13 protein-coding genes are annotated in these 11,680 nt (G+C 46.9%); 1 reads left to right on the top strand and 12 read right to left on the bottom strand.

The features are described from left to right. From DHX103_RS07915 to metG, 3 genes are all read right to left on the bottom strand, one after another. On the bottom strand, positions 1–1,317 hold the full coding sequence (locus tag DHX103_RS07915) for a ubiquitin-like domain-containing protein (protein ID WP_422121790.1): 1,317 nt from the start codon (positions 1,315–1,317) through the stop codon (positions 1–3). Between the two features lie 77 nt (positions 1,318–1,394). Next, entirely contained in the window at positions 1,395–2,171 is a 777-nt protein-coding gene (locus tag DHX103_RS07910; RefSeq protein WP_422121789.1) for a TatD family hydrolase, read from the bottom strand. Positions 2,172–2,363: 192 nt separating this feature from the next. Continuing rightward, complete coding sequence (metG, locus tag DHX103_RS07905; protein ID WP_422121788.1) at positions 2,364–4,319, bottom strand: methionine--tRNA ligase; 1,956 nt, start codon at positions 4,317–4,319, stop codon at positions 2,364–2,366. Between the two features lie 298 nt (positions 4,320–4,617). Between metG and DHX103_RS07900 the strand changes: the two genes are divergently transcribed. Then, positions 4,618–4,929: an AbrB/MazE/SpoVT family DNA-binding domain-containing protein gene (locus DHX103_RS07900; protein ID WP_313903022.1), complete on the top strand. Its 312-nt coding sequence runs from the start codon at positions 4,618–4,620 to the stop codon at positions 4,927–4,929. Positions 4,930–4,967: 38 nt separating this feature from the next. On the opposite strand, the gene rsmI is transcribed toward DHX103_RS07900, so the two are convergent. The 9 genes from rsmI to DHX103_RS07855 form a co-directional block, all read right to left on the bottom strand. Continuing rightward, on the bottom strand, positions 4,968–5,837 hold the full coding sequence (rsmI, locus tag DHX103_RS07895; protein WP_422121787.1) for a 16S rRNA (cytidine(1402)-2'-O)-methyltransferase: 870 nt from the start codon (positions 5,835–5,837) through the stop codon (positions 4,968–4,970). After that, positions 5,837–6,103, bottom strand: a complete 267-nt coding sequence (locus DHX103_RS07890; RefSeq protein ID WP_422121786.1) for a GIY-YIG nuclease family protein — start codon at positions 6,101–6,103, stop codon at positions 5,837–5,839. Before DHX103_RS07890 ends, rsmI begins: the two co-directional genes overlap by 1 nt. Then, on the bottom strand, positions 6,090–6,827 hold the full coding sequence (locus tag DHX103_RS07885) for a tRNA1(Val) (adenine(37)-N6)-methyltransferase (protein WP_422121785.1): 738 nt from the start codon (positions 6,825–6,827) through the stop codon (positions 6,090–6,092). The genes DHX103_RS07890 and DHX103_RS07885 overlap by 14 nt, the downstream gene beginning before the upstream one ends. A 72-nt stretch (positions 6,828–6,899) precedes the next feature. Next, entirely contained in the window at positions 6,900–7,262 is a 363-nt protein-coding gene (gene yabA / locus DHX103_RS07880; protein ID WP_084242258.1) for a DNA replication initiation control protein YabA, read from the bottom strand. A gap of 10 nt (positions 7,263–7,272) precedes the next feature. Further along, entirely contained in the window at positions 7,273–8,085 is an 813-nt protein-coding gene (locus tag DHX103_RS07875; protein WP_422121784.1) for a PSP1 domain-containing protein, read from the bottom strand. 3 nt (positions 8,086–8,088) lie between these two features. Further along, positions 8,089–9,081, bottom strand: a complete 993-nt coding sequence (holB, locus tag DHX103_RS07870) for a DNA polymerase III subunit delta' (protein ID WP_422124740.1) — start codon at positions 9,079–9,081, stop codon at positions 8,089–8,091. 82 nt (positions 9,082–9,163) lie between these two features. After that, on the bottom strand, positions 9,164–9,493 hold the full coding sequence (locus DHX103_RS07865; protein WP_117302934.1) for a cyclic-di-AMP receptor: 330 nt from the start codon (positions 9,491–9,493) through the stop codon (positions 9,164–9,166). A gap of 58 nt (positions 9,494–9,551) precedes the next feature. Next, entirely contained in the window at positions 9,552–10,196 is a 645-nt protein-coding gene (gene tmk / locus DHX103_RS07860) for a dTMP kinase (RefSeq protein ID WP_422121783.1), read from the bottom strand. Further along, positions 10,196–11,629, bottom strand: a complete 1,434-nt coding sequence (locus DHX103_RS07855) for an aminotransferase class I/II-fold pyridoxal phosphate-dependent enzyme (RefSeq protein ID WP_422121782.1) — start codon at positions 11,627–11,629, stop codon at positions 10,196–10,198. The genes tmk and DHX103_RS07855 overlap by 1 nt, the downstream gene beginning before the upstream one ends. Between the last annotated feature and the right edge of the window lie 51 nt (positions 11,630–11,680).

Here is an 11,680-nt window from a genome sequence, read left to right as displayed (position 1 = left end):
TCAATCCAGAACTTTAATTTTAACCTGTTTGCGGCCGAATGCCAATGCTGCAGATCGGTCAGGCATGAAAAGATCGATTTTATTGCCTTTGATTGCGCCGCCCGTGTCGCCAGCGATGGCATGGCCATATCCTTCAACCCATACTTTTGAACCGAGTGGGATTACAGAAGGGTCAACCGCGATCACTTTTAGGTGCGGATTCGCTTTTAAATTGATGCCTGTTGCCGTGATGCCGGAACAGCCATTGCAAAACGCTGTATACGCAGTTGCGGATACATAGAACTCACGACTGCTTGAAGCCGGCGCGCTTTGCGCTGGAGCAGCAGTTTTTGTTGTTTTTGCCGGAGTTGCAGCGGCTTTTTTCGGTGCTGGTGCAGCTTCTTTTTTCGGTGCCGGAGCAGACGCTTTGTTATCAGCGCCGCGGGAAATGCTTGCGACAACTGTCTTCGTGCCAACTGCGACCACATGTTTCTTCGCTTCTTTTACTACTTTTTCTTCTTTTAAGTCGCGTTTTACTTCTTCGCCATTTTCCATTACAACTTCATAAGTCTTTTCAACAAGACCGTCTTCACCTTTTTGTACCACTTTTTCAGATCCTTTTAGAAGAGAAGAATCTTTTTTGGTTTCTTTGGCGAATTTCACTGAATCTTCCACTACATCGGTGACCTTTTCTACACGAACAACTTTAACTTGAGATCCGGGAAGGATTAATTCATCCATTTCTTTTTCAACGCGATCAAGATCGCTCAAAGTGATTTTATGCTGTTTTAAAAAGTCAGCGACCGTAGTCGAAGTGGACCATACTTTCTTTTCATCGAGTCCATCAAGAATTGACACTTCATATGCTTTTTCAACAGAAATTGCGGTTTCAGCGTCTACTTCTTCATTTAGGGCAGGCGTTACTTTATCGTGTTCCGTAACTTCAATGTTTGCTTTGGCTAAAATATCTTCAACGGTATTCGAAGTGGTCCAGGCTGAAGTCGACTTGCCGTCCACTGTAACCGTAAACTGATCCGCTTCCGTCCATTCGATAACGATATCGTTATCGATCGAAGCCTCTGCCGTGTGGCTCAAATAGTCATCCTGCCCTATTTGGATCCCTTGTTCTTCAAGAAATGCCCCCACTGTTTCCGAATGGGTTTTCACTTCTTCTTTGTCCCCGTTGGAAATCATCGTCACCGTGTTTTTCGTGCCTTCATAAATTGCAAAAGCCATTACTGCGGCAAACATAAGCACCGTTGCCAATGAAATGATAATGGACTTCTTTTTGGATGATTTTATTGTTGAGTAATTATTATCTTCTTCTTCTTTCGTCAAATGTAACTCCTCCTTATTCACTTGTGTGATTATATAGACTCATTTTAAGCGTGTCAATTGGAACGATTTATATCCATTTACTCACTGTCATTCAATTTAAAGAATTTTTCAGCATTTTTTGTGGTGATTTTTGCCACTTCTTCCACCGGCAAATCCTTCAGTCGGGCGATTTCTTCCGCCACCAGCGTTACATAGGAAGGTTCGTTGCGTTTTCCGCGGTAAGGGTGAGGCGCGAGATAAGGCGCGTCCGTTTCGATCAGCAGATGTTCAAGCGGAATCTGCTCTGCCACTTCTTTCGGCTTTTTGGCATTTTTGAAGGTTACCGGCCCACCGAGTGAAATCATGAAGTTCATGTCGATGCTTTCCTGTGCCGTTTCGACGCTGCCGCCGAAACAATGCATTACGCCGCCGACTTCCGCTGCGTTTTCCTCTTTCAGGATCTGCAGCACATCCTGCGTCGCTTCCCGGTTATGGATGATGATGGGCAGTTTGACTTTTTTCGCCAGCCGGATCTGCTTGCGGAAAACTTCCTGCTGCACTTCTTTGGGTGATTTGTCCCAATGGTAATCCAGTCCGGTTTCACCGATTCCGACCACTTTCGGATGGGAAGAAAGTTCTTCGATCCAGTCCAGGTCTTCGTCTGTGCAATCAACCGCATCCACTGGATGCCAGCCGATCACCGCATAAAGGAAATCGTATTCCTCTATCAATGCCATTGCCCGTTCGATTGTTTTTCGGTCAAATCCAATGACAATCATTTTTGTAACATTGTTTTGTAATGCACGTTCGATAACTTCTTTCAGATCATCATCGTATTGATCGGCATTTAAATGTACATGGGTATCAATAAACATATGCATTCTCCTTACGCTAAGCTTTATTTTAATCGTAAACTTCATTTCTTTCTTCACAGGTATATTACATTTGTATAACAAAACATCTTATTTGTGTGTCAATTTGCCCGGGCCTCTTTCAAAAAAGAACGCAAAATTCACCATAATAAAAATGGTCCGCTCAGTCAAGCGGACCATCTCCAGATGTGAATTTTATTTTATTTTTGCGCCATTTGGCAGACCTTCTGCAATTGAGGCCAACGTCAGGTAACCGTCTTTTTCTCCCGCCAGGATCATGCCCTGGGACAATTCGCCCCGCAGTTTAACCGGTTTGAGATTGGCCACGACGACCACTTTCTTGCCGACCAGTTCTTCGGGCTTGTAATGCTCGGCAATGCCGGACACCACCTGCCGCTGCTCATACCCCATATCGAGCTGCAATTTCAGCAGCTTCGATGTTTTCGGTACGGGCTCGCAGGCAATGACCGTCGCCGCCCGCAGATCCACTTTCGTGAAATCGTCAATTGTGATTTCCGGCACATCCGGCACTTCTTCGACGATTTCTTCTTCCGGTTCCGGCGCACCACCGCGCATTTCATTGCGGATAAACGCCACTTCCGGTTCGATTTCGAGACGCGGGAAAATCGGCGTCCCTTTCGCCACGACTTTTGTATTCGCCGGGATCTTGCCGAAACTGTCCAAGGTTTCCCATGACAGATAATCTTCCGACAAACCGAGTTGTTCAATGATCTGTTTCGGCGCATTCGGCAGGAACGGCTGCAGCATAACCGCCGTCATGCGCAAACTTTCCGCCAGATGGGCCATGACAGACGCCAGTTCATCTTTACGGTTCTCGTCTTTCGCCAATACCCATGGCTGCGTTTCGTCTATATATTTATTGCTGCGTGAAATCAGTACCCAAACTTCGCTCAGCACCATGCTGAACTGCATTTTTTCCATATGCTTCTCGTACGTTTCGACCGTTTCTTTCGCAACCCGCTGAAGCGTTGCGTCAAATTCCGTTTTCTGGCCATCAACCACCGGCACATTGCCGTCAAAGTATTTATTGATCATGGAAACGGTACGGTTCAATAAATTCCCGAGGTCGTTGGCGAGATCGTAATTCGTCCGTTCGATAAATGCTTCCGGCGAAAATACCCCGTCGGAACCGAACGGCAGCTCGCGCAACAGGAAGTAACGCGTAGCATCCAGGCCGTAGCGTTCAACCAGCATTTCCGGATAAACGACATTGCCTTTCGATTTCGACATTTTGCCGTCTTTCATCATGATGAAGCCGTGTGCAAAAACTTTTTTCGGCAATGGCAAATCGAGCGCCATCAAGAAAATCGGCCAATAGATCGTGTGGAACCGGACGATATCCTTGCCAACCACATGGACGTCCGCCGGCCAGTATTTATTGAACAGCGAATCGTCGTCGGAACCGTAGCCAAGAGAGGTAATATAATTCGACAATGCATCAACCCACACGTAAATCACGTGCTTCGGATCACCCGGAACCGGGATGCCCCAGTCAAATGACGTACGGGAGACAGACAGATCTTCCAACCCTGGCTTGATGAAATTATTGATCATTTCGTTTTTGCGCGATTCCGGTTCGATAAATTCGACATTGTTCTCGTAATATTCAAGAAGGCGCGCAGCGTATTTCTTCATATTAAAGAAATACGATTCTTCCTTCACTTTATGGACCGGGCGGCCACAATCCGGGCAATTGCCGTTTTCCAGCTGGCTTTCCGTATAGAAAGATTCACAAGGCGTGCAATACCAGCCTTCGTAATGCCCTTTATAAATGTCGCCGTTATCCAGAAACTGCTGGAAAATCTTCTCGACGCCTTTTTTGTGGCGGGTTTCCGTCGTCTGGATAAAGTCGTCATAGCTGATGTCCATGGTCTTCCAGACGCTTTTGGCCGCTTCCGCCATGCCATCGACATATTTCTGCGGAGCAAGACCGGCTTCTTTCGCTTTTTCTTCAATTTTCTGGCCGTGCTCATCCATTCCCGTCAAAAAACGGACATCAAAGCCGCGCAGGCGTTTGTAACGCGCCATGGCATCAGAAGCGACGGTTGTATAGGCGGTTCCGATATGGAATTTTCCGCTTGGGTAATAAATCGGCGTGGTCAAATAAAATGTATCTCTGTTAGCAGTCACGAAAAATTCCTCCAGTTTGTGTGTATAGAGTTCATTTTAACGAAATCCGCAATTTTATACAATGTTTCAATCTGCGGGCTTCACAGGGAGTAATTGTCAAATTACTATACTTAGATTTTTGTATAATTTTACCATATTAATCTAAATTAATGCTCACCCTGGTTTCCTTTTCTTTTCTCATGAAAAAAATACCACAAATTATGTAATTTTATTATAAATCCGATAGTTTTTTATTGACCTGGAGAAGAGTAGTTGGTATGCTTTATGACAGGAAGTGGTAATTGTCGAATTTTGGCGAATGCATCTAAAAATTTCAAGGGGGACGAATTTTATGAAATCAACAGGTATCGTACGTAAAGTTGACGAGTTGGGCCGTGTCGTTATTCCAATCGAATTGCGCCGCACATTGGGCATCGCAGAGAAAGACGCTTTGGAGATCTACGTCGATGACGACAAGATCATCTTGAAAAAATACATGCCGAACATGACTTGCGCTGTAACAGGCGAAGTTTCAGACGACAACATGAAACTTGTCGGCGGCAAATTGGTCTTGAGTTCTGAAGGCGCAGAAATGCTGATGAAAGAAATCCAAGGAAACCTTAAAAAATAATTTTTTAAAACCGGACCGCTCACGCGATCCGGTTTTTTTTACGTATGATAAGCCTGATACACATCGCGCTTCGACATTTTCCGCTCCTCGGACACTTTTTTGATGGCGTCTTTGGAGGACAATTGTTCCCGCTCCATCACTTCTTCGACATGTTCTTCTATAGAAAGTGCTTCCCACCAATTCGTTGTTTCGACAAGGTCGGGCTCGGCATTGCCTTCGATGACGATGCAAAATTCACCGCGCACTTCATTGGCATCCGCCCATGCTACTGCTTCCTCTACCGTCCCTCTCAGGAACTCTTCGAATTTCTTGGTGATTTCACGCGCCAGCACAATCCGACGGTTATTGCCGAAATTTTTCTGGATACTCTTCAGGCATTCCTTCAGCCGGTGCGGCGCTTCATAGAAAATGAGCGTTTCCCGGTTTTGGCTCAATAGCTCGAGTTCGGCCTGCCGCTCTTTTTTGCTGCGCGACAGAAAACCGTAGAACTGAAAAGGCTGCGGTGTGATTCCCGATGCGATCAGCGCACTGAGCGCTGCATTGGCCCCTGGAATCGGCACAACCGGAAAGCCCGCTTCAATCACCCGTTTGACGACATCCTCGCCCGGATCGGAGATGCATGGCATACCCGCATCGCTGACGAGGGCCACCGATCTGCCTTCTTCCAGATGGGCGAGAATTTTGTAGCCGCCGCTTTCCTGGTTGTGTTCATGGTAGCTGACAAGCTTTGTTTGAATATCAAAGTAATTGCACAGTTTTTTCGTGTTGCGCGTATCTTCCGCCGCGATGACATCCACTTCTTTTAATATGCGCAGCGCGCGGACCGTGATGTCTTCGAGATTGCCGATCGGCGTCGCCACCAGATACAACGTGGCGGTTGGTTCCTGGAAACTTTTCTGGGATTTCATCAGGCTTGCTCCTCTCCTTCGGCAATATAACGGACCTTCTTCGCTTTCGTCAATTGCTTAAAGGCGTATTCCGCCTTCATCGCTTCAGGTTTTGTTTCAAATTCTTCGGAATAAATCATCTGCACCGGCCCTCTCGCCCGTGTATATTTCGCGCCTTTTCCGGCATTATGCGCTTCCAGCCGTTTCTGCAAATCATTCGTATACCCCGCGTAATAGGAACTGTCGGCGCATTCCAGCACGTAAAAATAATGGCTATTTGTCTCCATAAAGCATTTCCCGCACTTCTTCCGTATATTCCCCGTCATCTCCGTAGACAATCAGCGGCGGCAGGATTTTCAGATCCGGCTTGCCGTCTTTAATGCCTTCTATTAATAAAGTATTCGCTTCCTTACCGGCTTTCGGGTAGACCAGCCGCACGCGTTTCGGCTCCAGCCGGTTGGCGCGCATGGCACTGATCAAGTCGATCAACCGTCCTGCCCGGTGGACAAATGCCGCTTTTCCGCCCTGCTTCAATAATTGGCTCGCGGAACGCACCGCTTCGTCCAGCGTCAAGTGGAGCTCGTGCCGCGCAATTGCCATATGTTCACTGATGTTTTTATCACTCAGTTCATTCGCCGGAAAATAAGGCGGGTTGCAGGTCACGACATCGTATTTTTCAAACCCGAGCGTTTCCGGAATGGTCTTTACATCGCCTTCCAGAATGCTGATCTGCGATTGGAGTTTATTATAAGCCACACTGCGCTGTGCCATATGGACAAGCCGCTCCTGCAGCTCGACCCCAATGATCTGTGATTCCGTCCGCGCACTCAAAAACAGCGGGATCGCTCCGTTGCCCGTGCACAAATCCACAATCTTCCCACGCTTCAACGGCAAATAAGCAAAGCGCGCCAATAAAACTGCATCCAGCGAAAACGAAAATACGGAAGGGCTTTGGATGATCCGCAATTCCTCCGCCAATAAATAATCCAAGCGTTCATCTTCCAATAACATAAACTTCAACTCCCCAACAAAACAAAAAGCTGCCGCCACGCAAAGTGACGGAAGCTTTTGTTGATTTTGCCATCAATTCTGCTTGTTTAAGAAAGAAAGGCAGAACAGGCAATCATCACCTTTTCGTGAACTGCCGAAATGCACGTGGCAGACATGATAGCCTTCGTGATAAAGGCGGGCCAGGTTATCATAGCCTTCGCCGATATCCATGACTGCTCTTTCAAGTTTTACAGGATCCACAGCCGCAGCAGCTTCCGGAACCGCTTCATGAAGTTCATCCAGGCGCGCACGCAAATGATGATTTTCAAGCTGCAGCGCATGATGTTCTTCCATCGTATGCGCCACCACTGCTTTCAGTTCGCGAAATTGCTGTTGCATCGATTCGAGCTGCTGCTCAAAATCCATGACCGTGTCCAAAAAGTTCTTATCTTTCACACCAACCACCTCACGCTCTCGTTCCTTGGTCCATTATCTCACTTAATGCATATTCAAGTGTCTGTTCCTGCTCAGAAAGGCGAATTTTCAATACGCGCTCGAGAATGTTCATCCCGACCACACGGCCGTCGCCATCCGGAGTTGCAACCCGGGTGCCGACATCCGGCATCTCTTTTTTCGCCTGTTCGTATTCATCGTTCTCGTATTTGAGGCAGCACATCAAACGTCCGCACAGACCTGAGATTTTCGATGGATTCAAAGACAGATTCTGATCTTTCGCCATCTTGATCGACACCGGTTCAAAATCGCCCAGGAATGTCGAACAGCAAAGCATACGCCCACAAGGGCCGATGCCGCCAAGCATTTTTGCTTCATCCCTCACACCGATCTGGCGCAATTCGATGCGCGTCCGGAATATCGACGCCAAATCCTTGACCAGGTTCCGGAAATCGACACGGCCTTCCGCAGTGAAATAAAAGATCACTTTATTGCGGTCGAATGTGTATTCCACATCCACCAGCTTCATATCGAGGCGGTGTTCTTCGATTTTGCCAGTACCTGTTTCAAAAGCCTGCTCCGCTTCCTGGCGGTTGTCTTCCACCTGCTCCTGGTCACGCTCACTTGCTACGCGCACCACTTGTTTCAGCGGCAACACCACATCGTTTTCACCGACCGTTTTCACCGGCACGACCACTTTCCCATATTCCACACCGCGCGCTGTTTCCACGATGACATAATCGTCTTTTTCGATCGTATATTCACCTGGATCGAAATAATATATTTTACCCGCTTTTTTAAAGCGAACACCTATCACATTATACAATTTTTACCCCTCCTGCAGATTCAGCATTAGTTGCTCCATCAGCAGCGTCCGGTTCATATTGCGCGGCAATTGCTGTTTGGCCTGTAAAATAGCCTGCAGCTGTGTCGACAACACAGTAAAAGAACGCTGAAGAGCCATCTGCTTCCAAGTTTCTTCCATATCCGGATACGTTCTTGCTGTTTCGAGTCCTGCCTTTACCGAGGCAATGTCCCGATATGCAAATAATAACATGTCCAGGCCTCTTTCGGTATCTTCTTTTTCCTTAAACAAGGGAAGCCAGTCCGACTGCAGCATCAAAAGTGCTTCATGAACGTTGTTGCTGACCACTTCCACCAGTTTTAAAACGGTCCTCCTGGCCACTGGAAACTGTTCATCCGCACTCAAAGCAAATGCTTCTTCTTCACTTTGCGTCAGCATACTGACCGTGGCTGCCATCGAAGCGGTCATCCCTCCTGCAATCAACTTTTCCATTAAGACAGGCCGCGACAGCGGCTGGAACGACACCAGCTGACAGCGCGAACGGATCGTGCTCATAATGGCATTTAACCGCTCCGTCTGCAGAATGGCGGTCACATTAAACTCCGGCTCCTCCAGGAATTTCAACAAAGCATTGGCAGAAGAGTTGTTCATTCGATCCGCTTCCTGGATGACGTAAATCTTACGGCCCGTATTGAGGCCGGTTTTATTCATTCGATAAATCAGTTCTCGAATCTGATCGATCTTGATATTTTGGCCATCCGGCTCAATAAAAACGATGTTCGGATGGTTGCCTGAATCATATAAATGGCAACTTCTGCATGTTCCACATGGAACATTCTGCTGCGGATTCTCGCACAGCAACAGCTTTACAAAGAAATGTGTCACTTCTTTTATGCCGGAACCGGCTGGCCCTTCAAAAAGGAAGGCGTGTGCCAGCCGCTCTTTTTCAAAAGCTCCTTGCAGCCGCTTCATCACAATCGGCTGCATTTGCTCGAATTCTTCGGTTGTCATCTGCACAAATTTCACCTTCCGCCTTTTTAAAAAAATCCCGTGTTCCAGAGGAGCACGGGTGTCATTGTATTTATTGGTTCAATGCTGCTTAGAAATGATGGAATTGTTCGATTGGCAACACGAAAATTGTGGCGCCGCCCACTTCCACTTCCACCGGATACGGGATATACGAATCTGCGTTTCCGCCCATCGGAGATACGGGTGCCACCATCTGTTCACGGGAACGGCAGTTTTCACGGATCAAATCCATTAATTTAGGAACGAGGCCATCATCCACCCCGATTAAAAAAGTAGTATTTCCTGAGCGCAAAAACCCTCCTGTACTGGCAAGCTTGGTAGCCCGGAAATCATTTTTTGTCAAAGCGTTGGATAATCGGTTACTGTCTTGGTCCTGTACAACTGCAACGACGAGTTTCATCAGCACTCACTCCTTTTTATTTGTGTTTCTTCTATATAATTATAACACGAACAATTAATTAGGCTGTATAACTTTCCATGCCTTTTTTGATCGCTGTCAGTGCATCGGCCACAACGTCTTCCGGCGCTTTCGCGGCATCAATTCTGACAATGCGTTCGGGATAGCGCCGTGAAACTTCCTGGTAACCCTCGTACACTTTTAGGTGAAACGGCAATTTCTCCATATCCAGCCGATTCTGCTCTCTCCCGCTGTTGGCCGCAATCCTTTGCAGACCGATTTCCGGCGTCACATCAAAAAATAAGGTCAAATCCGGCCACGTGTCCTGAATAGCAAATTCATTGATTGAAAGAACTTCGTCAATGCCAAGACCTCGAGCATGCCCTTGATAAGCAAGCGAGCTGTCGATAAATCGGTCACACAGCACCACTTTCCCTTGCTGCAGTGCTGGTAGAACTATCTCCACCAGATGCTGGCGCCGGGCTGCAGCGTATAGCAGAGCCTCTGTGCGCCCATCCATTGCTGTATGATTCTTATCCAAAATCACTTCACGGATCTTTTCTGCAATTTCAATGCCTCCGGGCTCACGCGTCAATACTGCATTAACACCCAATTCTTGAAGTTGTTTCATCAATTGCTCAATAGCAGTCGTTTTGCCCGCCCCTTCAGGCCCTTCAATTGTAATAAAATATCCTGGTTTATTCATTAATACTTGCCTCCATGCTGAATGACAGAAAGTTGTTTGTCAGCCAAATTATGTTCTCCTTGGATCACCGCGCCGTTTGCCAGATGGTCCATTAATTGTTCTAATTTCTCTTGTGTCCACAGTTCCCCTGACAATACCAAAGGGATGCCTGGCGGATATGGCGTCACCATCGCTGCCGAATACCGGCCTATCGCTTGTGTATAAGATATCCATTCCGAATCAGCCAAATCTATAGCCTCATACGAAATGGCCGGTTCACTGACTGCAATCGTCTCATACGGCGTTATCAGCAACCTTGTATCTGCCTGCTCTTTGCGCAGCTTTTGGACAGCTCCCCTGATGCGGCTTCTTATTTCCGCAAATGGATAGGTATAGCCCTGCTTTAATAACGGCAAAACCAGCAATACTTGCCGGGAATCCGCCATTTCAGCATAAACCCCCATTTCCTCCAGTTTTTCCTGCAGCCTAAAACCGTTATAATTTTCCACTCTCAACATCAATTTCAGCGGATCATCCGATTCAAATATCTCCAGCCTTGAAATTGTCTGAAGGCTGTCTATAAAAAAACTTCTTTTTTCTACAAAATATTGCATATCTGGAGCTGAGTAGGTCTGAATATAAGACCGAGCGTCATCCAATGAAGCCATAATCAAATAAGATGGGCTGCTGGACTGAAACATCCGCAAATATTTACTGATTCTGTCCACTTTCACGCGATTTCCCTGTATATGAAGGAATGACCCCATCGTCATAGCCGGTAATGTCTTATGCGCCGACTGAACAACTGCATCAGCGCCATAAGCCAGCGCTGACTGCGGGAACGGATGCCCAGCCAACAAATGAGCACCATGGGCTTCATCGACTAATACCGACATATCAAATTGATGGCAATAATTTATAATTTCTTTTATTTCCGTACCAGCCATACCGTAATAATTAGGATAGGTCAAAATCAAAGCTTTTGCTTCCGGGTATTGACGTATGGCATCTTTCAGAGTTTCCAGCGATACACCTTCCGCGCTGTGTGACGCCTGCCCCCATTCCGGCGCCAGATAAACCGGTCGCAATTTAGCCAATTCCAGCGCATGAAAAATTGATTTATGTGAATTCCGCTGAACCAATACGCAGTCGCCTTCTCTGCAAACTGCATGAACCATTGCCAGGTTTCCACTGGTCGAACCATTTACCAGAAAAAAACTCCGGTCAGCTCCATAAGCTGTGGCCAATAAATCCTGGGCCTCTCTGATGGCGACTTCAGGATAATGCAAATCATCCAATCCGCTTAATTCAGTTTGATCATATTTTAGGGCAGAGCGAATTTCATCCGGTAAACCCGATAATTCCCCGTGTTTATGACCAGGTACGTGAAAAGAAACGGGTCTCTGTTGCTGAAATTTTTTTAACGCCTCCACTAATGGACGTCGTTGCGTCATATATTCCATCCTCACATCTTTCTTATTCCTACTATTATAACGAACTTATGC

Source organism: Planococcus daihaiensis, assembly GCF_049262615.1.
Classification (GTDB): Bacteria; Bacillota; Bacilli; order Bacillales_A; family Planococcaceae; genus Planococcus.
This window is presented reverse-complemented; position numbering and strand designations above follow the sequence as displayed.

Excerpts from the sequence above, each read along its gene's own strand:
- DHX103_RS07910 (WP_422121789.1), bottom strand. The coding sequence starts at position 2,171 with ATGTTTATTGATACCCATGTACATTTAAATGCCGATCAATACGATGAT.
- DHX103_RS07900 (WP_313903022.1), top strand. The coding sequence starts at position 4,618 with ATGCATCTAAAAATTTCAAGGGGGACGAATTTTATGAAATCAACAGGT.
- rsmI (WP_422121787.1), bottom strand. The coding sequence starts at position 5,837 with ATGAAATCCCAGAAAAGTTTCCAGGAACCAACCGCCACGTTGTATCTG.
- DHX103_RS07890 (WP_422121786.1), bottom strand. The coding sequence starts at position 6,103 with ATGGAGACAAATAGCCATTATTTTTACGTGCTGGAATGCGCCGACAGT.
- DHX103_RS07885 (WP_422121785.1), bottom strand. The coding sequence starts at position 6,827 with ATGTTATTGGAAGATGAACGCTTGGATTATTTATTGGCGGAGGAATTG.
- DHX103_RS07865 (WP_117302934.1), bottom strand. The coding sequence starts at position 9,493 with ATGAAACTCGTCGTTGCAGTTGTACAGGACCAAGACAGTAACCGATTA.
- tmk (WP_422121783.1), bottom strand. The coding sequence starts at position 10,196 with ATGAATAAACCAGGATATTTTATTACAATTGAAGGGCCTGAAGGGGCG.
- DHX103_RS07855 (WP_422121782.1), bottom strand. The coding sequence starts at position 11,629 with ATGACGCAACGACGTCCATTAGTGGAGGCGTTAAAAAAATTTCAGCAA.